This window comes from Salinispora fenicalii, assembly GCF_000514815.1.
Lineage (GTDB): Bacteria > Actinomycetota > Actinomycetes > Mycobacteriales > Micromonosporaceae > Micromonospora > Micromonospora fenicalii.
This window is the reverse complement of record NZ_KI911471.1, coordinates 425915-445557: the sequence shown is the minus strand read 5'-3', so window position 1 is coordinate 445557 and position 19643 is coordinate 425915. Positions and strand designations below refer to the sequence as shown.

The window sequence follows — 19643 nt, the reverse complement described above, 5'->3', positions numbered from 1 at the left end:
TCTCCAGACGCGGTGTTGCAAGGTGGTTGGTCAGACGACCGAGCAGGACAGGTCGGCCGGGCGGTCGCTCCGCCCGGGGGCGTGGTCGTGCGCGTACCGGCCGGCGTACTCGGCGATCAAGTCCAGCACGAGGGTCACGTCCGCGCTCGTGGTCGCGGGGTTGAGCAGGGTGAACTTGAGGTGCGCCCAGCCGTCCACCATGGTGCCGGCCACCATGGCGGCACCGGAGGCGGCGAGTTGGGCCCGGGCGTGCCGGTTGGCCTCGTCGGCCAGCTCGGCGTCGGTGCCGGCGGGGCACCAGCGGAAGACGACGGTGCTCAGCGGTGAGCGGGCGACCACCTCGAAGCGGGGGTCGGCGTCGGCGAGGGCCCAGGCGTCAACGGCGCGGCGGCAGACCTCGTCGAAGAGCGCACCGATCGCGTCCGGGCCCATCACCCGCAGGGTCAACCACAGCTTCAGCGCGTCGAACCGACGGGTGGTCTGCAGGCTCTTGTCCACCTGGTTCGGGATGCGCTCGGCGACCGCCCGGGCGGGGTTGAGGTAGTCGGCGTGGTAGGTGGCGTGCCGCAGCACCTGGCGGTCCCGGACCAGCAACGCGCTTGAGCTGACCGGCTGGAAGAAGGACTTGTGGTAGTCGACGGTCACCGAGTCAGCCTGCTCAATGCCGGCGAGCAGGTGCCGGCGGGTCGGCGAGACCAGCAGGCCGCAGCCGTACGCGGCGTCGACATGCAGCCAGACACCCGCGGTGGCGCAGCGCCCGACGATCTCCGGGAGCGGGTCAATGGTGCCGAAGTCGGTGGTACCGGCGGTGGCGACCACCGCCATCACCGGCAGGTCGGCCCGCTGACAACGCTCAAGTTCCCGGTCCAGCGCCTGCGGGCACATCCGCCGGGTCGCGTCGGTCTCGACGGTGATCACCGCGTCCGGCGCCAGTCCGAGCAGCTTCGCGGCCTTCTGGACACTGAAGTGCCCGGCGGCGGAGGTGAGGATCCGCAGCCGGGGCAGGAGCGCGGCCCGGGCGTCCGCATCGGCGGTGCGCGCGACGGCCTCCTCTCGGGCCAGCAGCAGGGCGTGCAGGTTGGACTGGGTCCCACCGCTGGTGAAGATTCCGTCGGCGGTCGCTCCGAGGCCGATCCGGGCGGCCGTCCACCCGATCAACCGGCGCTCGATGAAGGTGGCGCCAGCGCTCTGGTCCCAAGTGTCCAGCGACGGGTTGACGGCAGTGAGCATCGCCTCGCCGAGCAGTGCGGGGATTGCCACCGGGCAGTTGAGATGGGCCAGGGAGCGGGGGTGGTGGAACCAGACCGCGTCGCGCAGCCACAGCTCGTCCAACTCGTCCAGGGCGGTGGTGTGGTCGCCGAGCGGCCGGTCGAGTTCGATGCCGCCGACGAGCGGGGCCAGCTCGTCCGGGGTGATGCCGGTGAAGGGGCGGTCGACGGCGGCGACCCGTCGGGCCACCCGCTCCACCCCGTCGGCGAGCGCCTGTCGGTAGTGGTCGACCGAGCCGTTGCCGAGCAGGTACGCCTGGGCGGCTGCGACAGCGCCTGGGGACCCGGTCGCCGGGTCGGGTCGGGCCGAGGTGGGCCCTTGGTCGAGCGGTACGGCGTCAACGGGGTCTGCGGACGGGTTCATGGGTGATCCTCATGTTCATGGCGCCCGGATGCGGGCAGCCGCCATCGTCCGCCGTGCGCTGACGGCGGTTGCGGTACGGAAGTTTGGGCGGGTCCCGGCCGGTGGTGTCGCCGGCCGGGACGCGACGGTCAGCTGACCTTCTTCGCACCCTTGATCGCGGTGGCCAGGTTCTCCAGCAGCGGAGCGGCACCGGCGTACGAGAAGCGGGGCACGGAATCCCAGGTGGTGATCTGGTTGGCCGCCACGGCCGGTAGCTGCGCCCAGGTCGGCTTGGGGGCGAGGTCGGCGGCCTGCAGCGCGGTGCCGCGGTTGTCGAGCAGAAGCAGGTCGGCCGGGAATTTGCCGGCGTTTTCCCAGCTGAGTGCCTCGAAGTAGTCGCCCGCCTCCAGCTTGGTCGGCACCACGAGGTCGACGCCGAGCTCGGCGAAGTACATCAGGTCGGTGCCGACCTTCGGGTTGGAGACGTAGAACAGGTCGGGGCTGCCGGAGCAGGCCATCACCTTGATACCCGGGTTGGCCTTGACGGCTTCGCGGACCGACTCCGCGGCGGCGTCGAAGCGGGCCTTCGCCTTGGTGACCGCCGGCGCGGACAGGTCCGCGCCGAGGGACTCGGCGAGCTGCGCGTATCGTTCGATGGGCTGGGTCATGGGCACCCGGGCAGCGGTGATCGCCGCGACCGGGGCGAGGGGGACGATCTTGTCCTTGCTCTCGTCCGGCACGTACCAGAGCGCATCGTTGTCGTACATGTGGGTGACCAGCAGTTCGGGCCGCAGGCCGACGTACTTCTCCAGGTTGAACTCGCCCCAGGTGTTGCCCAGGATCTCCACGCTCTCCACGTTCAGCTCCCCGGCCTGCGGGTCCTTGCTGCCGTCGGCGCGGGTGGTCTCGCCGAACACGCCGACGATCTGCTCGTTGAGGCCGAAGTCGACCAGCGCCGCGGCCGCTCCGGTGAAGGCGACGACGCGGGCGGGAGGCTCCTCGGCGGAGAGCTTCTCGCCTCGGTCGTCGGTAAAGGACCAGGGACCGGAGCTGGTGTCGGCGGAGGGAGTGTCGGTGTCCTCGCTGCCGCAGCCGGCGAGGAGGGCGGCCAGGCCGACACCGCCGGCGGCGGCGAGCAGGCCACGACGGGAGAGTCGACGGGCGGACGCGGGGTACGACATGTGAGATCTTTCGGTCGGGGTCGTGGGCGACCATGGACAGCGGGGTTAGGCTAACCTAACCTAAGATGCTGTCAAGCCCCGCCTCGGCGATTCGCACCAACTCGGAGTTCACCCTGTCCATCACTCAATCACCGCCGTCCGCAGCGCAAACGGTTTCGGCGCACCCCATCCGACGCGGTCGTACCGCCACCCGCGCCAGCGGCCTCGCCGCCGCCGTGTTCCTGCTCGCCGTCGTCGCGGTGCTCAGCATCGCCGTCGGGGCGAAAGCCCTCCCGCTCGCCGATGTCTGGTCCGGGCTACTCGACCCCGACGCGGACGAATACACCGTGGTCCACCAGATGCGACTGCCCCGCACACTGCTCGGCCTGCTCGCCGGAACTGCCCTCGGGGTGGCCGGGGCGGTCATGCAGGCGCTCACCCGCAACCCGCTCGCCGACCCCGGGCTACTCGGCATCAACGCCGGCGCCTCCGCGGCGGTGGCCACCGGCACGGTCCTCGTCGGTGTCGCTGGACTGGACGGACAGGTCTGGATAGCGCTAGCCGGCGCCGCCGTCGTCACCGCCGCCGGCTACGTCGTGGGCGGCGGGCGCGGTGCCACCCCTGCGCGGCTGGCCCTCGCCGGTGCCGCGCTCAACGCCACCCTCTACTCCTATGTGAACGCGATCATGCTGCTCGACGCCGCCTCGCTGGAACGGCTGCGGTTCTGGACCGTGGGATCGCTGGCCAGCGCCGAACTAGCCATCGTCGGCACGGTGGCGCCGTTCATCGCGGTGGGGTTGCTGCTCGCCCTCGCCGTGGCCCGCCCGCTGAACGCCCTCGCCCTCGGCGACGACACCGCACGGGCGCTCGGCGCGCGGCCGGCGCTGATCCGGGCGGCAGTCATCGCGGCGGTCACCCTGCTCTGTGGCGCCGCCACCGCCGCCTGTGGACCGATCGTCTTCGTCGGGCTGCTGGTCCCACACCTGGTACGCGCGCTGACCGGGCCGGACCTACGGTGGCTGCTGCCCTACTGCGCCGTGCTCGCACCCGTGCTCCTGCTCGGTGCCGACGTGCTCGGCCGGGTCCTCAGCCGCCCCGGCGAACTCCAGGTCGGCATGGTCACCGCCGTGCTGGGTGGGCCGCTCTTCCTCTGGCTGGTACTCCGGGGGCGGGTGGGGCAGCCATGATCGTCGTACGTACACCGGGCGGTATCTCGCTGCGCCTGCGCCCGCGCGCCCTCGCCGTCGGCCTGACCTGCGCGCTACTCACCCTGGCCGTGGGAGTGTTGGCACTGGGTAGCGGCGACTACCCGATGAGCGCCGCCGACGTGCTCCGCACCCTGACTGGCGGCGGTACCCCGGCTGAGGAGTTCATCGTCCACGAGCTACGACTCCCCCGCCTCGTCACCGCCATCGCGGTCGGCGCCGCGCTGGCTCTGGCCGGCGCCGTCTTCCAGACCCTGGTCCGCAACCCCCTCGGCAGTCCCGACCTGCTCGGTTTCACCCAGGGCGCGGCGACCGGCGCGCTGGTGGTGATCGTCATCGGCGGCACCAGCACGATGCTCTCCGGTGCCGCCGCCGTCAGCGGATTCGCCACCGGCCTCCTGGTCTACGTGATCGCCTGGCGACGCGGAGTGCACGGCTACCGACTCGTGCTGGCTGGTATCGGGGTCGCCGCGATCCTCACTGGGATCAATGGCTGGCTGCTCACCCGCGCCCCACTGATGGACGCCGCCCGGGCCGTACTCTGGCTCACCGGCAGCCTCGACGGCCGGGGCTGGATACACGCCCTGCCGGTTCTGATCGCCCTCGCCCTACTCGGGCCGGCGGTGCTGGCCGGCGCCGGGCCCGCCCTGCGGCTGATGGAGATGGGCGATGACTCCGCCAGCGCCCTCGGCGTGCCGGTCGAGCGGCTACGGCTGGCCCTGCTCGGCGCCGCCGTGCTGCTGGTCTCCCTCGCCTCGGCAGCCGCCGGCCCGGTCAACTTCGTGGCGCTCACCGCGCCGCACCTGGCCCGACGACTCACCCGCGCACCCGGTCCCAACCTGCTGCCCTCGGCACTGCTCGGGGCGCTACTACTGGTCGTCGCCGACCAGACCGCTCAACGCGTCATCCCCGGCCACCAACTGCCGGTAGGGGTAGTAACCGGCCTGATCGGCGGCGGGTACCTAATCTGGCTACTGACAGCCGAACGTCGGGCGGGTCGGCTGTGACAACGACGGAGAACGGAGCACCAAAGATGCGGTCCCGGTTACGCGGTAGCGCGATGACCCTGGCATACGAACGGCGGACCATCTCCCGCGAGTTGACCGTTGACGTTCCGGACCGGTCGTTCACCGTCGTCATCGGCCCGAACGCCTGCGGCAAGTCCACCCTGCTGCGCGCCCTGTCCCGGCTGCTTCGGCCGAGTACCGGTGCGGTCCTGCTGGACGGAGCGGACATCCACCAGCGTCCCGCCCGGGAGGTCGCGAAGACCCTTGGCCTGTTGCCCCAGTCGTCGGTCGCCCCGGACGGCATCGGCGTGGCCGAACTTGTTTCCCGGGGCCGATACCCGCACCAGGGGCTGCTGCGGCAGTGGTCCCGTGAGGACGAAGCGGTGGTCGCCGAGTCGATGGCGGCCACCGGCGTCGCCGACCTCGCCGACCGCCCGGTTGCCGAACTCTCCGGCGGGCAACGGCAACGGGTCTGGCTCGCCATGGCCCTCGCCCAGCAGACTCCCCTGCTACTGCTCGACGAACCCACCACCTACCTGGATATCGCCCACCAGATCGAGATCCTCGACCTCTGCGCCCGGCTACACGAGGAGGAGGGTCGCACGCTGGTCGCCGTACTCCACGACCTGAACCAGGCCGCCCGCTACGCGACCCACCTGATCGCCATGCGCGACGGGCAGGTGGTGGCTACCGGCCCGCCCCGGACGGTGGTTACCGCCGCGCTCGTCGAGGAGGTCTTCGGCCTCCCCTGCCGGATCATCGACGATCCGGAGACCGGCACCCCGCTGGTGGTGCCGGCGGCCCGGCACCGGACCGCGATCGGAGTCACGGCGTGAGACTCTTCCGGGACCAGTGGGGTGTGCCGCACCTGCGGGCCGCCGACCCCGACGAGCTGGCATACGCCCAGGGCCGGGTCACCGCGTACGACCGGGCCTGGCAGATCGAGGTGGAGCGGCACCGATCGCTCGGGGCGAGCGCCGCGTTCCTCGGCCCGGAGGCGGTGCCGTGGGACCGGTTCGCCCGTCAGGCCCGCCTCGCCGACACCGCCCGCCGCTGCCACGCCCGCCTCGACCCGGCGACCGCCTCCTGGGTGGGCCGGTACGTGGCCGGAGTAAACGCCGGCCTGGCCGCGGGGGTGGCCCGCGACCCGCGCTTCGCCACCGCTGGGCTCGACGCCGGCCGGTGGGAGCCCTGGACCCCGCTGGCGATCTGGCTGGCCCACCACGTGCTCTTCGCCGGCTTCCCCAGCAAGCTCTGGCGCGAGCATCTCACCCGGCAACTCGGCCCGGACGCCGTCGCGCTCTTCCACGCCGACGCGCCGGTCAGCTCCGGCAGTAACGGCTGGCTACTGGCCGGCGGACGGACTGCCACCGGTGCCGCCCTACTCGCCGGCGACCCACACCGGTACCTCGAGGACCCGGGCATCTACCAGCAGATCCGCCTCGCCTGCCCGGCGTACGACGTGGTCGGTCTGGCGGTACCGGGCATTCCCGGCATCGGCCACTTCGGGCACACCGGCGAAGTCGCCTGGGCGATCACCAACGCGATGGCTGACTACCAGGACCTGTACGCCGAGCGGCTACGTCGACAGGGCAGCGACGTGGAGGCGTACGGGCCGGACGGCTGGCAGCCGACGCGCACGCACGCAGAGACGATCACGGTGGCGGGCGGCGAGCCGGTCGAGGTGGAGGTGGTGGAGACCGACCGGGGGCCGGTGGTGGTTGGCGGCCCGGAGTCGGCCGAGGCGATCAGCCTCCGCTACCCACCCCGGGTCAGCGGCGAGCTGGGCTTCGCCGCGTTGCCGGCGCTACTGCGGGCACGCACCGTCGCCGACGTTGACGCCGCCGTGGAGCACTGGGTGGAACCGGTCAATGTGGTGCTCGCCGCCGACACCGCCGGTGGGCTGCTGCACCGGGTCGCCGGTGCGGTGCCAGCCCGCCCATCGGCCAACGGCGTTCGGGTCGTACCGGCGTGGGAGCCCCGGTACGCCTGGTCTGGCTGGTGCTCGATGCCGCGGGCTACCGTCACCGAGGTCGCCGTGATGGCCAACGAGCGTGCTCTCTCCGCTTCGCTGGGGGTCGAGTTCGCACCCCCACACCGGGCCCGGCGCATCCGCGAGCTGCTCGACGCGACCGCCGGTTGGACGGCGGAGCGAATGGCCGACGTGCACACCGACACGTACTCGGCCGCCGCCGGGCCACTGCTCGCCCTCCTGGCGGGCCTGGAGGAACTGCCGACGCCGGCCGTCGCGCTGCGAGACCGGCTGCTGCGCTGGGATCGACGGATGGCCGCCGACAGTGCCGACGCGGGCGCCTTCGCCGCCCTCCGGGCCGACCTGGTCCGGCGCATCACCGCGCACCCGGCGCTGGCAGCGCTCGCCGACCCACCGGCGTACCCGGAGGTCTTCGCGCCCTGGTTGGCGCTGACCCCTCGGGTGGGGACGGCGCTGAACGCGCTACTCGCCCCCGACGCGCTACCCGGCTTGGACGCGCCGGCCCTGGTCCGGGCCGCACTGCTGGAGGTCGCGGGCGGTGACCGCGACCCCGCTGTCGGCGGCGAGGCAGCCCGGTGGGGTACCCGGCACCGGTTCGCGCCCTGGCGGGCGGGGCCGGTCAACGTGGTCGCGGACAACCCGGTGCCGGGCTCCCGGGGGGTGGATGCCGGACCGGAGCTGGATGGGGACCACGACTGTGTGCTCGCCACCTCCAGCGTGCCCGGCGTAACCGACCTGTGCCGGCGCGGGCCGGCCGCCCGATACGCCTGGGACCTCGCCCGACGCGAGAACAGCCGCTGGGTGGTGCCGCTCGGCGCGGATGGCGTGCCCGGCGCGGGGCACGACGACGACCAGCTGGCAGCCTGGCAACGCGGGGAGTTGCTGCCGATAGTCACCGACTGGGACAAGCTGACGGAGGAGCGGAATGGGTGACCGGGTGGTCTTCGGGCGGGTAGTCGCGGGCTTCGGCGAGGTGCAGCTGCGGCCGGTCGATCCGGAGGGCGACCTGGACCTCATCCACGGCTGGGTCAGCCAGGAGCGGGCCCGGTTCTGGGGGATGCGCGACGCCGGTCGGGAGCGGGTGGCGGAGATCTACCACTACCTGGACTCACTCCCCACTCACCATGCCTGGCTGGCGCTACGCGACGGGGCCCCGGCGGCGCTGTTCCAGACATACCAGCCGGACGCCGATCCGGTCGGCGAGGTGTACCGGGTCCAGCCCGGCGACCACGGCGTCCACTTTTTGATCGGCCCGCCGGCCCTCCCCACCCGCCCCGAGCCGGGCTTCACCGGCCACCTCTTCGGGCTCCTGGTCGACTTCGTCTTCGCCGACCCCACCCACCAGCGGATCGTCGCCGAGCCAGACGCCCGCAACGAGCGGGCACAGGCTCGACTGCGCCGTACCGGCTTCGTCGATGGGCCGTTGGTCGACCTGCCGGACAAGCAGGCCCGACTGATGTTCCTGGATCGCACCGCTGCTGGCCGCCGGTAGCGGATAGATCCGCACCAGATGTCGCCGTCAGCCGGGGCAGCGGTCGGATAGGGCGTAACGGACCAACGCCACATCGCCGATCTGACGCACCTCGGCGACCTGAGCCCGACGACCGGCGTGCCACGGAAAGGAGCCGTCCCGCACGAAGCGGGGTGCCCGGCCGTCCCCGACGAAGAACGGGGCGACCACCAGATGCAGCTCGTCGGCGAGCCCGCTGGCGAGGAACTGGGTGTGCATGCTCGCGCCCCCCTCCACCAGCAACCGGCCGATCCCCCGCGCGGCCAGGTCGGCCAGCACCGGCGCCAGGTCGACCGGCTCCCCGGCGTCAACCACGGTGGCGACGTGACCGAGGCGTTCCCGGACCTTCTCCACCCCCGAGGTGGCACAGTAGATCAACCTGAGGGTCGTACCGGTGGTGAACACCCGGGCCCGCGGGTCGAGGTCGCCGCAGCCAGTGACGGTCACCCGGACGGGTGAGGCAGCCCGGCCATGGGCAACCCGCTCGGCCCGCCGCGCCGCGGACCGGACCAGCAGCCGCGGATCGTCTCGCCGGATGGTGCCCGCACCGACCAAAATCGCGTCGCAGCCAGCCCGCACCTCATCGATCCGGTCCAGATCGGCGTCGTTGGAGAGCACCAGCCGCTGACCGGTCGCATCGTCGATGTAGCCGTCCAATGACGCGGCACAACTAAGCAGGACGTACGGGCGCTCAGTCATGAACGAAAGACAGGTCGAGGGTGTGCTCACCGCGAGTCGCCTTGATCGCCAGATAGTCGGCGTTGGCTGGGGAGAGGAAGACCCCGGTGGTCACCTGTTCGCTGACGGCGATGCCGTGTCGGTTCAGCTGTGCGCACTTGTCCGGGTTGTTGCTGAGCAGCGCGACCCGATCCACACCGAGGGCGGTGAGCATCTGCGCGGCGACAGTGTAGTCCCGCTCGTCCGCCCCGTGGCCGAGGGCGATGTTCGCCTCGTACGTGTCCAACCCGGCGTCCTGCAACGCGTACGCCGCCAACTTCGCGTACAGGCCGATACCCCGGCCCTCCTGGCGTAGATAGAGCAGATAGCCACCGCGGTCGGTGATTCGTTCGACCGCCTCGCGCAGCTGCGGGCCGCAGTCGCAGCGCTGGCTACCGAACACATCTCCAGTAAGGCATTCACTGTGCGGCCGCACCAGCGGCACTGAGCGCTCCGCTGGGACCACCGCCGGGGCAGCCTGGTTGCCGAGCCCGAAAGCCAGGTGCTCGCGACCGTCAACCAGACCGGCGAAGGAGTAGACCCGGGCCGTGGTGGCGTACCCGTCCGGAAAGCGTAACGGCACGCTGACCTGGGTGCGGATCGTGGCAATTGGGTGCATCGGACTCCTCGTCAGACGGTGCCAGCCGGCACGCGGACACGACGGGCCGCCAGGACGGCGGCACCGGGAAGACTGGCGACGAGCACCAGAGCCCCATAGACGACGGCGATAGCGACGCCCTCCGCGGCGGAGAGACCGGCTGCGCCGAAAGCCCACGCGGCCGCTCCCTCGCGGGGTCCGAAGCCAGCGATGTTCGCCGGAATACCCATGGCGAGCAGGGCCAGTAGGGTCAACGGCAGCAGCAGCGACAGCGGCGCCGTCGAGCCGGCGGTCCGGGCGGCGAGCACAAAGGTCGCCAGGTGCCCCACCACGGCGAGGATCGAGGCGAGCAGCACCCCGAGCCAGGTACGGCGGGCCAGGAGGCCGGCACGGATGTCGGCGATCGCGACGCGGACCACCCGCGCCCACCGGGACTGACCGGTGGGACGCATCCACGCCAGCAGCGCTGCGCCGAGGCCGACCCCGGCCAGCGTGGCGGTCACTACCGGCAGATACGGCCGGACCGGGGACGGGAACACGGCCAATACCACCATCGCGACCACCGCGAGGACCACCTGGCCGGCGGTCCGCTCCCAGAGGACGGCCCGGGCGCTCCGGCCGAGGTCACCCACGGCCCGCCCGTGGCCGACCGCCCGGTGCACGTCGCCCAGGATCCCGCCGGGCAGGGTCGCATTCAGAAAGACCGCCCGGTAGCAGTGGGCGACAGCGGTGGGTAGCGGCAGCCGAACCCCGAGTCCCCGGGCCACCAGCCTCCAGCGCCACGCACCGCAGACCGTGGTGATCCCGCCGATCGCCAACGCCGCGGCCAACGCTGGAACGGTGATCAGGCGCAGCCCGGCAAGGAACGGGCCGGTACCCACCAGCCACAGCAGCAGAGCCAGCAGACCGAGACCACCCAGCGTCCGGGCCCACGCCCAGCGCCGGCCGCTATCCGCGACATCGTCCTGACCGTCCAGTCCCCCCTCGCGGATCTTCCGTGGGTAGGCACACTCCACAGCGGTCACGGGTTCACCGTCGGCAGGGCCAACAGGTCCTGGTGGTCAACCAGCACGGACAACCGGCCGGCCGCGAGCTCGGCCCGGCGACGATGCGCGTACCCGGTCAACCGGCCGGCCAGCTGGGGGCGCTGCTCCCGGGCCGCATCGATCCAGCCGGTGAACCACTCCCCCATCAGGCCCGCGTCGGCGGGGCCGAGCCGCCACGGGCTGGACCGCAGCGTGACCGCAGCGCCCTGCCGGGCAAAGGCCGCGGCGGTGACGGCTACCGCGTCCGGGCCGAGCAGCCGCCGTCCATGGACCGTACGGCGTTGGTGGTCGTCGAACGCCGCGGCGACCTCCGTGTCGAGCGGGTCCGCGGGGTCGAGTCGGACGTGGCCGACCACCGAGAGCGTGAAGAGCGCCGGCCGGCCGCCGCAGGCCGCCGCCACCCGTCCGACTTCCTCGGCGGTGAGCATGTCCAGCAGCGCGGAGGCGGTGATCAGGTCGGCCTCGGCCAACTCGGTGGCGGTGAGCCGGGTCAGGTCACCACGACGGGTCTCGATGGTGACCGGGCTCCCGTCGGCGGCGGCCGGTGGTGGGTCGACGGCAGCCCGGGCCAGCAGGTCGGCGTCCCCGTCGTGCAGCACCCAATGTTGCGGCCCGGGTAGGCGGGGGGCGAGCCACCGGCCCATCGCACCGGTGCCGCTGCCCAGGTCGTGAACAACGACCGGGCGGGAGCCGGTGAGCCGGGCCCGGACCCGGTCGACGAGGTCGACCACGCGGGCGGCGGCGTCAGCCGGTTCCCGCCGGGTGAGCCAGTCCGCGAAGGCCGCCGGCAGGCCCAGCTTGAGCGCACAGTCCCGCTCCGTCATCTCGCTCCTTCCAGCGCCGCCGCGAGCGACCGGGTGGTGGTGGTCCAGCAGGTGAGAGTCTCCCGGCGTGCCCGCGCGGCGTGACGCAGCCGGTCCCGCAAGGCCGAGTCGGTGAGCCAGCGGCGGAGCGCGCCGGCAAGGGCTGCCGGGTCGTCTGGGGGCACCAGCATTCCGGGCACCGTCCCATCCGGGGCGCGCCCAAGGGTGTCGGGCAGCCCACCGGCGGTGGTAGCCAGCACCGGTACGCCCCGCGCCAGCGCCTCCGTCACCACCATCCCGTACGTCTCGACCCGGGAGGCCAACACCAGCAGGTCGGCGGTGGCGTACCCGGCGGCCAGGGCGGGACCGGTGCGGGGCCCGACGAGGTGTACCCGTCGGGCGAGGCCCAGGTCGTCGATCCGTCCCCGGAGCCGCTCGACGAAGCCCGGGTCCTGGGTGAGCGATCCGAGGCAGTCACAGCGCCAGGTCAGCTCCCCGACGAGAGCGAGGGCGTCAACCAGTGTGTCGTGTCCCTTGTGTGGGGTGAGGGCAGCGACACAGAGCAGCCGCTCGCCCGCTGCCGAGCCGGGCCCGGCGGCGGCCCGGTCAACCCCGGGGGCGGCGACGTACACCCGCTCGGCGGGCAGCCGGTACCGGTCAAGCAGCCACCGGCGGGTCCAAGTGCTGGTCGCCACGATCACCGCCGCGTGCCGCAGGGCCACCTGTTCCGCCGCGCTGGCCAGGGGCAGGTGCACCAGCACCGCCAGGCGCAGCCGTCCGGCGTTTGGGGCCAGAAGCTCCGGCACGGCGCTGGCGACGAGCCCGTCGAGCAGGACGAGTGACCCGGACGGCAGTGCGTCAAGCACCCCGGCGAGAGCGGAACGGTCCGCGCTCGCCGGGTCCGGCCAGGCACCGGGCACCGGGTGCTCGTGGATTGACCAGCCGGCGGCCGCCAGTCCGTCGAGGACCCGCCGGTCGTACCGGTTGCCGCCACTCGGGTTGGTGGGATCGTCCACGTCGCCCGGCAGCACCGCATGCAGGGTGTGGGTCACAACGACCGTTCGTAGCTGGCCCAGGCGACGTGCGACTCGTGCAGGGTGACGCTGATGCCGGTCAGGCCAGCGGCGCCCACGCCCAACTCCCCCGCGTGCACCCGAGCCGCGAGGCGGTCGGCGACGGTACGGGCCAGGACCTCGGTGGTGGTGTTCACCCCGGCGAACTCCGGCTCGTCGTCCAGGTTTCGGTAGGTCAGCTCGCCGAGGACCGCGCGCAGTTGCTCGGTGGCCCGACCGATGTCCACCACGACCCCGTCGACGTCCAGGTCACCGCGGCGGAAGGTCGCGTCAACCACGAACGTCGCCCCGTGTAGTCGTTGGGCGGGGCCGAACACCTCACCCTGAAAGCTGTGGGCGATCATCATGTGGTCCCGGACGGTCACGCTGAACACAGTGTCACTCTCCGTCGTAGGTAATCAGGTGGCAGAGGGCCGGCAACCGCCGATCGGCGAGCCGGGGCAGCACGTCGGGCAGGTCCGCGAACCGGGACTCCCCGGTCAGCAGGGTGTCGAAGACCGGGTCGGCGAGGAGATCCAGCGCCAGGGTGAGCCGGTCGGCGTGGCTACGCCGACTCCGCCGAGCCAGGGCGACCCGTCCCACCTGGCTGCTGCGCAAGGTGAGCCGGCCGGTGTGGAACTGCGCACCGAGCGGTAGCGCGACCTCGCGGTCGCCGTACCAGCTCAGCTCCAGCACCGTGCCCTCCGGCGCCACCAGTTCCAGGCAGCGACGCAGGCCGGCGGCGGTCGCGCTGGCGTGCACCACCAGGTCTTGTCCGGCCGCAGCGTCGGCCGGTGCGGCGAACCCGACGCCGAGCGCCCCGGCGAGCGCCGCCCGCGTCGGATCCACATCGACGAGCTGCACCCGTACGCCGGGAAAGCGGGCCAGCAGGACCGCGACGGCCGCGCCGACCATCCCGGCACCGACCACGGTGACCCGGTCGCCGACCAGGGGTGGCTCGTCCCAGAGCGCGTTCACCGCGGTCTCCACCGTGCCAGCGAGCACCGCCCGGGCCGCCGGCACCTGCTCGGGCACCACCACCACCGCCTCGGCCGGGACCACGTACGCCGTCTGGTGCGGGTGCAGGCAGAAGACGGTCCGCCCGCGTAATCCGGTCGGACCCTGTTCGACCACGCCCACGCTCAGGTAGCCGTACTTGACGGGGGCCGGAAAGTCGCCCTCCTGGAATGGGGCGCGCATCGCCGCATACTGTCCGCTCGGGACACCTCCGGTGAACACCAGCGTCTCGGTGCCGCGGCTCACGCCGGAGTAGCGGGTTCGGACCAGCACCTCGCCCGCGTCCGGGGTGGGCAGCAGCACCGAACGGATCTCGCCTTGGCCGGGTGTGGTGAGCCAGAAGGCGCGTGCGGTCTGGCTCACCGGTTGCTCCTCTCCACGGCCCCGGGCGAACCGGAGCGACGCGCCATTCGTAGACCCTGTCAGAGTGGTCGATCATAAACAGGGAGGCGTCGTGACCACGGTTCGAACCGGTCCACTGATTGGGCTGTCCGTCCAGATTCTCCTGTTGGCCGGGGTGGCCGAAACGGTGGGGCTCGGCACCGTCGGTTGGTTCGCTGGCCTCACGTACGGGCTGGTGGTGTGCCTGGCGCTGGTTCGCGGCCTGCACCAGGCGGGAAGGGGCCTCGGGCCGGCCGACCGGGTGACGCTAACCCGGGCGGTGCTCATCGGAGCGGTCGTCGCGCTGGTGGCGGACGGGCTCACCGGCCGCCCGGTGCCGGTCGGGCTCCTGACCGCTCTCGCGGCGGTGGCGCTCTCGCTGGACGCGGTCGATGGCTACGTGGCCCGGCGCACCGGCACCGAGAGCGCGTTCGGCGCCCGGTTCGACATGGAGACCGACAGCGTTCTGGTGGCGGTGCTCAGTCTGCATGTGGCACCTGTGCTGGGGCCGTGGGTGCTCATCCTCGGTGCAATGCGGTACATGTTCCTCGTCGCCGGCTGGGCCCTGCCCTGGCTGCGCGGGCCGCTGCCGCCGCGCTACTGGCGCAAGGTCGTCGCGGCGGCCCTCGGCGTGGTGTTGCTGGTGGTGACGTCCCGACTGCTGCCGAACATGGTCGGCGGGCTACTCGCCCTAGCGGTGCTGGTGCTGCAGCTGGAGTCGTTTGGCCGGGACGTGGCCTGGCGGTGGCGACGCCGCGCCAGCACGCCGCCAGCCCCGCTGGTGACGGCACCCTCCGGGGCAGCGGAGCCACGGTGGCCGGCATGGCGGCGACGGGTGCCCGCCCTCCTGGCGGTGCTGCTGGCGTTGGTCGCCCTCACCGTGCCGCGGCAGCCCAGCCACCTGGCACCGGCCGCGCTACTACGGATCCCGCTGGAAGGTCTCGCGATCGCGGCTGTCCTGCTCGCCGTGCCCGCTCGGGCCCGGCGGCCGCTCGCCGCACTGGCGGGGATGCTGCTCGGGCTGCTGGTGGTGATCAAGGCTGCCGACCTGGGCTTCCACAGCACCCTCGGCCGGCCGGTCGACTTGGCCCTGGATTGGCGCCTGCTCGACGAGACGTTCACCTTCATCAGCGCCTCAGCTAGCCGAACCGGCGCGATCGCGGCGTCCGTCGGCGCTGGCCTGCTGGTAGGGGCGCTGCTGACGGTAACCACCTGGGCGGTCCTGCGGCTGAGTCGACTGCTGACCGGGCACCCGGACGGCGCGCGGCGGGTACTCGCGGGCCTGGTGGCACTCTGGCTGGTAGCCGCCGCCACCGGCGTACGGATCGTCCCCGGTCTCCCGGTGGCCGACGCGGCCACAACCGACCTGCTCCGGGCGCACGCCGCACAGGTGCAGGAACGCCTTCAGGACCGCGTGAGCTTCGCCGACCGGGTGAACATCGACCCGTACCGCCTGGCCCCCGACGATCAGCTGCTGACCGCACTGGACGGCAAGGATGTCCTGGTCGCCTTCGTGGAGAGCTACGGGCGGGACGCGGTGCAGGAGCCGGAGTTCGCCTCCGTCGAGGCGGTGCTCGACGAGGGGCAGCGGCGGCTCTCCGCCGCGGGTTTCGGTACCCGTAGCGCCTTTCTCACCTCGCCCACCGCCGGAGGGGGCAGCTGGCTGGCCCACGCGACGCTGCTCTCCGGGCTCTGGATCGACAATGGCCAGCGGCATCGTACGCTGCTGGCCAGCGATCGGACCCCCCTCGGTGCGGCGTTCCAGCGGGCCGGCTGGCGGACGGTGGGGGTGATGCCGGCGGTCAACCAGCCCTGGCCGGAGGGGGCTTTCTACGGCTACGAACGGTTCTACGACGAGTACAGCCTCGGCTACCAGGGACCCCGGTTCGGCTTCGCCCCGATGCCCGACCAGTACACCCTCTCCGTCTTCCACCAGCGGGAACTGGCCGGCACTGACCGGCGGCCGGTGATGGCCGAACTGGCCCTGGTCTCCAGCCACTCGCCCTGGACCCACATCCCGAGGCTGGTCGACTGGGACACCCTCGGCGACGGTCGAGGATTCCACGACGCCAGCGAACGCAGCTCGTCCACGCAGCCCCGCATCGGGTACCGCCGCTCCATCGAGTACGCCCTCGGTGCCCTCATCTCCTACGTGCAGCGGTACGGGGACGACGACCTGGTGCTGATCGTGGTCGGTGACCACCAGCCGGCACCAGTGATCACCGGTCCGGGCGCCAGCCGGGACGTACCGGTCCACCTCGTCGCCCGCGATCCGGCCGTGTTGGCGCAGATCGGCGGGTGGGGATGGGCGGACGGACTGCGTCCGGCGCCGGACGCCCCGGTGTGGCGGATGGACGAGTTCCGGGACCGCTTCCTGGCCGCCTTCTCCCCCGCCCTCGGTAGATGACAGTCACAGGACCGTGCGGAGTCCGGGCAGACGACGGATTGACACGGCAGCGGCGACGCTGAGGACGATGCCGGAAGTGGTGACGGCGACGAAGGTAGCCATGGTGGGTAGGCCGACGCGGGCGAACGCGAACTGCAGGGCGACGACGATCGGCAGGTGGATGAGGTAGATCGTGTAGGAGCTGGCGGCCATGGCGCGGGTGAGTCGGTTGTGTCCGGCGAAGAGGTCTCGGAACAGGGTGACCAGGCCGACACTGAGGCCGACACACAGGATGGTCTCGGTCAGCGTCCAGCAGGCCGAGGCCCAGGAGGCACCACCGGGGGCGAAGAACCGGGTGTCGGTGCCGGTCCAGAACAGTACGGCGGTGAGTGCCGCGCCAGTGGCCAGCCAGGTATAGCCGGTGCGGCGGGGCAGTCGGGCGAGCCAATCACGACGGTAGGCCATGGCGCCGGCGGCGAAGAATACCGCGTATTGGGTGAGGCGAGCTGGTTCGGCCTGAATAAACCCGAACAGCGGCACCCACTGGTCAAGTGGGTACCAGATTCGGATGAGAAACACGACCACGGCCAGGGTGAGGGTGAGGGTGACCAGGCTGCGGTTGTCGGTCATCCAGGTCAGCCGGGTCGCCCTCGGGTTTGGGTGAACGCGGCGCAGTCGCCCGCCGAGCCAGCGGAACAACAGGTAGAGGAGACAGAAGACGAGCAGTGTCTGGATGAACCACAGGTGCCCGAACTGCAGGTCGGGCCAGGTCGGGCCGGTCCAGTCCACCGGCTGTGGGCCGAAACCGAGGAACACGTCCCGGTAGTAGCGAGGAAACGAGATCGACGGATAGCTGCGGTACTCGCGGTAGTAGACATACATCAAGACGGGAATGATCGTGGCCGAGCCAACCAGAAACGGAATACCGAGGCGCTTGAGTCGGCCACGCAGGAATCCCCAACTGCCCTTGTGGTCGGCGGCGCGCGGCACGAGGAACGCAGCGACGAAGAACAGCAGGCTCATCCTGAACGCCCCGCCCACCGCCGAAAGGACGGCTAGGACGGGGGCGTACTGGTCTCCTTGGAAGTACCACCAGTCGCCGGGGCCGTACGCCTGGGCGGCGTGATGGATCACCACCATGAGGATCATCGCTACCCGCAGGTTGTCCAGGTAGTGCAGGTACTGGGTACGGAGTGCGGGAGGTTCATCAACAGCACTGGCCATGCGTTCAATATACTGAACATGTGTTCAGCCATGCTTCTCTAGACCCCCGGAGATCACCGCTCGGGATGCCCCCGCGGGCAGTGCCAGTGCGATGACATACCGTGCTGACATGGAAGCGTCGCCGTCGGACCTGACCGGACGGGCGCGGCTACGCGAGGCGGCGCTGCGCCTGTTCGCGCAGCGCGGCTTCGCCGCCACCTCGGCCCGCGCAGTAGCTGCCGAGGCCGGGTTGTCGCCGGCCCTGGTGATGCACCACTTCGGGTCCAAGGAAGGACTGCGCGCCGCCGTCGATGAGCAGGTCTTGGCCCGGCTCGGCGCCGCCCTGCGGGAGCTCGATCCGGGCGGTGGGGATCTGATGGGGTCGCTGGGTGAGATGTCCGCGCGGATGTTCGGCGCCGACCCAGTACTGCGCGGCTACCTGCGTCGGGCACTGCAGGAGGACAGCCCCGCCAGCGCGGCACTGTTCGGCCGTCTTCTGGAAGGTGCGCGTAGCGAGCTGGAGCGGCTGATCGCGGCCGAGGGCGGCCGCACGGATGCGGATCTACAGTGGGTACCGTTCCAGATGCTGTGCCTGATCGTAGGCCCGCTGCTGCTGGAACCGGTCATGCAACCGAATCTGGACCAGCCCATGTTCGATGCGCCGGTGCTGGCCCGCCGCAGCGCCGCGAACCAACGCCTACTGCGGCTGGGCCTGTTCGGCGCCGACCAGTCAACCGGTGCGCCGGACACTGCGAAGCCGGCCTGACGGCAGTGATCTCAACCGGAGGCAATTCCTCCGGTTGAGATCACTGCCACTTACGGTTGAGCACCGCAGCTTACGGAGTGCGGCGGCGTCGGGCCCGCGGCCACGGCGGCCGGGCGGCTCGACGTCAGGCCGGGTCGGGGCGGCCGAGGCGCCAGTAGCCCATGAAGGCCACCGCCCGACGATCCAAGCCGCGCTCGGCAACAAGATGACGACGGAGGGTACGGATGACGCCCGCCTCGCCCGCCAGCCAGGCGTAGAGCGGAACCGGGAGAACGGAGACGGGCACCTCCCAGAGGAGTTCCGTGTCCAGGTTGAGCTCTGTGACCGGCACCCCGACCGACGGGCCGGACATCAGCTCCGCCGCCGCGGCCGACACGGCCGGAACGAGCCGGGTGCCGTGCGGGTGCCCGCCCCGGGCCAGCCAGTGCACCACCACCCCGGGTGGCGCCGCCACCGGCTGCACGTCGTCGGCCTCCGGCACCTCCAGCAGCACCCGGCCGCGGGCGGTGGCCGGGAGCCGTTCCAGGATGGAGGAGATCGCCGGCACCGCCGTCTCGTCGCCGGCGAGCAGAAGTTTCGCGGCAGCCGGTGGCCGGAACTCGACGCCGCCGTGTTCGCCGTCGTAACCCGCATCCGGGCCGACAATCACGATCTGGTCTCCGGGCTGCGCTCGGCGCGCCCAGCGGGTCGCCGGCCCGCCGTCACCGTGCAGCACGAGGTCAACGTCGACCTCGGAGAGCTCGGGGCGCGCGGCACGGACGGTGTAGGTGCGGATCGGATTGCGCCGACACTCCGGCAGCGCCCGCCAGCGGGCGTACCAGTCCGGCCCCTCCGGCAACCCGGCTCCCCGTTCACCTGGCAGCGGGAATGCCAGCTTGACGCGCTGGTCGTAGCCGTTGTCAGCGAACCGGTCCAGGTCCGGGCCGGTGAAGGTAACCCGCACAAACGACGGGCTGAGCCGACGCACGGCGCGAACCTCGACGGTGAACAGTCGCCAGGGCGCGACGGACAGGGTCTGGGTCATGATGCCCTTCCGGGATCGGGCGTGGGAACCGGTCCCGCGCCGCACTCGACCCAGTTAGGTTAGCCTTACCTTGACTGCTGTCAAGTGGAGATCGACACAGTCGAACGGCTCGACCAGCCGGCAGCCCACCACCATCGCCCCCGAGGACGGGGCAGGTCTTCAGC

At 71.8% G+C, this 19643-nt stretch carries 19 protein-coding genes; 8 read left to right on the top strand and 11 right to left on the bottom strand.

The features are described 5' to 3' along the window. Positions 1 to 30: 30 nt before the first annotated feature. Entirely contained in the window at positions 31 to 1632 is a 1602-nt protein-coding gene (locus B116_RS0119995) for a pyridoxal phosphate-dependent decarboxylase family protein (RefSeq protein WP_027661109.1), read from the bottom strand. On the opposite strand from B116_RS0119995, the gene B116_RS27640 reads away from it, so the two are divergent. Next, a complete protein-coding gene (locus tag B116_RS27640) occupies positions 1631 to 1768 on the top strand; it encodes a hypothetical protein (RefSeq protein ID WP_155245688.1) in 138 nt (45 codons plus the stop codon). The genes B116_RS0119995 and B116_RS27640 overlap by 2 nt on opposite strands. Here B116_RS27640 and B116_RS0119985 read toward each other — a convergent pair. Continuing rightward, on the bottom strand, positions 1761 to 2792 hold the full coding sequence (locus B116_RS0119985; RefSeq protein WP_018720102.1) for an ABC transporter substrate-binding protein: 1032 nt from the start codon (positions 2790 to 2792) through the stop codon (positions 1761 to 1763). The two genes, B116_RS27640 and B116_RS0119985, sit on opposite strands and share 8 nt — an antisense overlap. Positions 2793 to 2857: 65 nt before the next feature. On the opposite strand from B116_RS0119985, the gene B116_RS0119980 reads away from it, so the two are divergent. Genes B116_RS0119980 through B116_RS0119960 form a run of 5 tightly spaced genes read left to right on the top strand, consistent with a single transcriptional unit; the run spans position 2858 to position 8468 of the window. Beyond that, positions 2858 to 3958 carry a FecCD family ABC transporter permease gene (locus tag B116_RS0119980; RefSeq protein ID WP_027661108.1) on the top strand — a complete coding sequence of 367 codons (1101 nt, stop codon included), beginning with the start codon at positions 2858 to 2860 and terminating at the stop codon, positions 3956 to 3958. Beyond that, the gene (locus tag B116_RS0119975) at positions 3955 to 4983 is read left to right on the top strand and encodes a FecCD family ABC transporter permease (RefSeq protein ID WP_027661107.1); all 1029 of its coding nucleotides are present in this window, start codon (positions 3955 to 3957) and stop codon (positions 4981 to 4983) included. The genes B116_RS0119980 and B116_RS0119975 overlap by 4 nt, the downstream gene beginning before the upstream one ends. 26 nt (positions 4984 to 5009) lie before the next feature. After that, positions 5010 to 5819 (top strand): ABC transporter ATP-binding protein, encoded by an 810-nt coding sequence (locus tag B116_RS0119970; protein WP_027661106.1) that lies wholly within the window; start codon positions 5010 to 5012, stop codon positions 5817 to 5819. After that, the gene (locus tag B116_RS0119965) at positions 5816 to 7909 is read left to right on the top strand and encodes a penicillin acylase family protein (protein ID WP_027661105.1); all 2094 of its coding nucleotides are present in this window, start codon (positions 5816 to 5818) and stop codon (positions 7907 to 7909) included. Before B116_RS0119970 ends, B116_RS0119965 begins: the two co-directional genes overlap by 4 nt. Beyond that, positions 7902 to 8468, top strand: coding sequence for a GNAT family N-acetyltransferase (locus tag B116_RS0119960; protein WP_027661104.1), 567 nt, complete (start codon positions 7902 to 7904; stop codon positions 8466 to 8468). The genes B116_RS0119965 and B116_RS0119960 overlap by 8 nt, the downstream gene beginning before the upstream one ends. 27 nt (positions 8469 to 8495) lie before the next feature. Here the strand turns inward: B116_RS0119960 and B116_RS0119955 are convergent, their stop codons facing one another. Genes B116_RS0119955 through B116_RS0119925 form a run of 7 tightly spaced genes read right to left on the bottom strand, consistent with a single transcriptional unit; the run spans position 8496 to position 14082 of the window. Then, positions 8496 to 9185, bottom strand: a complete 690-nt coding sequence (locus B116_RS0119955; protein WP_018720096.1) for a RibD family protein — start codon at positions 9183 to 9185, stop codon at positions 8496 to 8498. Further along, entirely contained in the window at positions 9178 to 9822 is a 645-nt protein-coding gene (locus tag B116_RS0119950) for a GTP cyclohydrolase II (protein WP_027661103.1), read from the bottom strand. Before B116_RS0119950 ends, B116_RS0119955 begins: the two co-directional genes overlap by 8 nt. 11 nt (positions 9823 to 9833) lie before the next feature. Next, complete coding sequence (locus B116_RS0119945) at positions 9834 to 10778, bottom strand: lysylphosphatidylglycerol synthase domain-containing protein (protein ID WP_050591898.1); 945 nt, start codon at positions 10776 to 10778, stop codon at positions 9834 to 9836. A 44-nt stretch (positions 10779 to 10822) separates the two neighbouring features. Next, on the bottom strand, positions 10823 to 11671 hold the full coding sequence (locus B116_RS0119940; protein WP_027661101.1) for a hypothetical protein: 849 nt from the start codon (positions 11669 to 11671) through the stop codon (positions 10823 to 10825). Continuing rightward, a complete protein-coding gene (locus B116_RS0119935) occupies positions 11668 to 12702 on the bottom strand; it encodes a glycosyltransferase family 4 protein (protein ID WP_027661100.1) in 1035 nt (344 codons plus the stop codon). The genes B116_RS0119940 and B116_RS0119935 overlap by 4 nt, the downstream gene beginning before the upstream one ends. Beyond that, positions 12699 to 13097, bottom strand: a complete 399-nt coding sequence (locus B116_RS0119930) for a 6-pyruvoyl trahydropterin synthase family protein (RefSeq protein ID WP_018720091.1) — start codon at positions 13095 to 13097, stop codon at positions 12699 to 12701. Before B116_RS0119930 ends, B116_RS0119935 begins: the two co-directional genes overlap by 4 nt. Before the next feature lie 4 nt (positions 13098 to 13101). Further along, a complete protein-coding gene (locus tag B116_RS0119925; RefSeq protein WP_018720090.1) occupies positions 13102 to 14082 on the bottom strand; it encodes a zinc-dependent alcohol dehydrogenase in 981 nt (326 codons plus the stop codon). 91 nt (positions 14083 to 14173) lie between these two features. On the opposite strand from B116_RS0119925, the gene B116_RS0119920 reads away from it, so the two are divergent. Next, the gene (locus B116_RS0119920) at positions 14174 to 16507 is read left to right on the top strand and encodes a CDP-alcohol phosphatidyltransferase family protein (protein ID WP_027661099.1); all 2334 of its coding nucleotides are present in this window, start codon (positions 14174 to 14176) and stop codon (positions 16505 to 16507) included. A gap of 3 nt (positions 16508 to 16510) precedes the next feature. Here the strand turns inward: B116_RS0119920 and B116_RS0119915 are convergent, their stop codons facing one another. Continuing rightward, positions 16511 to 17710: an acyltransferase family protein gene (locus tag B116_RS0119915; protein WP_027661098.1), complete on the bottom strand. Its 1200-nt coding sequence runs from the start codon at positions 17708 to 17710 to the stop codon at positions 16511 to 16513. Between the two features lie 109 nt (positions 17711 to 17819). Between B116_RS0119915 and B116_RS0119910 the strand changes: the two genes are divergently transcribed. Beyond that, positions 17820 to 18455 carry a TetR/AcrR family transcriptional regulator gene (locus B116_RS0119910; protein ID WP_018720087.1) on the top strand — a complete coding sequence of 212 codons (636 nt, stop codon included), beginning with the start codon at positions 17820 to 17822 and terminating at the stop codon, positions 18453 to 18455. A 124-nt stretch (positions 18456 to 18579) separates the two neighbouring features. Here B116_RS0119910 and B116_RS0119905 read toward each other — a convergent pair whose 3' ends face one another. Next, positions 18580 to 19479 (bottom strand): siderophore-interacting protein, encoded by a 900-nt coding sequence (locus B116_RS0119905; protein ID WP_027661097.1) that lies wholly within the window; start codon positions 19477 to 19479, stop codon positions 18580 to 18582. Between the last annotated feature and the right edge of the window lie 164 nt (positions 19480 to 19643).

Coding starts and splice junctions, on each gene's coding strand:
- B116_RS0119970 (WP_027661106.1), top strand. CDS start 5,010: ATGCGGTCCCGGTTACGCGGTAGCGCGATGACCCTGGCATACGAACGG.
- B116_RS0119905 (WP_027661097.1), bottom strand. CDS start 19,479: ATGACCCAGACCCTGTCCGTCGCGCCCTGGCGACTGTTCACCGTCGAG.
- B116_RS27640 (WP_155245688.1), top strand. CDS start 1,631: ATGGGTGATCCTCATGTTCATGGCGCCCGGATGCGGGCAGCCGCCATC.
- B116_RS0119940 (WP_027661101.1), bottom strand. CDS start 11,671: ATGACGGAGCGGGACTGTGCGCTCAAGCTGGGCCTGCCGGCGGCCTTC.
- B116_RS0119950 (WP_027661103.1), bottom strand. CDS start 9,822: ATGCACCCAATTGCCACGATCCGCACCCAGGTCAGCGTGCCGTTACGC.
- B116_RS0119960 (WP_027661104.1), top strand. CDS start 7,902: ATGGGTGACCGGGTGGTCTTCGGGCGGGTAGTCGCGGGCTTCGGCGAG.
- B116_RS0119980 (WP_027661108.1), top strand. CDS start 2,858: ATGCTGTCAAGCCCCGCCTCGGCGATTCGCACCAACTCGGAGTTCACC.
- B116_RS0119915 (WP_027661098.1), bottom strand. CDS start 17,710: ATGGCCAGTGCTGTTGATGAACCTCCCGCACTCCGTACCCAGTACCTG.
- B116_RS0119995 (WP_027661109.1), bottom strand. CDS start 1,632: ATGAACCCGTCCGCAGACCCCGTTGACGCCGTACCGCTCGACCAAGGG.
- B116_RS0119910 (WP_018720087.1), top strand. CDS start 17,820: ATGGAAGCGTCGCCGTCGGACCTGACCGGACGGGCGCGGCTACGCGAG.
- B116_RS0119975 (WP_027661107.1), top strand. CDS start 3,955: ATGATCGTCGTACGTACACCGGGCGGTATCTCGCTGCGCCTGCGCCCG.
- B116_RS0119985 (WP_018720102.1), bottom strand. CDS start 2,792: ATGTCGTACCCCGCGTCCGCCCGTCGACTCTCCCGTCGTGGCCTGCTC.
- B116_RS0119955 (WP_018720096.1), bottom strand. CDS start 9,185: ATGACTGAGCGCCCGTACGTCCTGCTTAGTTGTGCCGCGTCATTGGAC.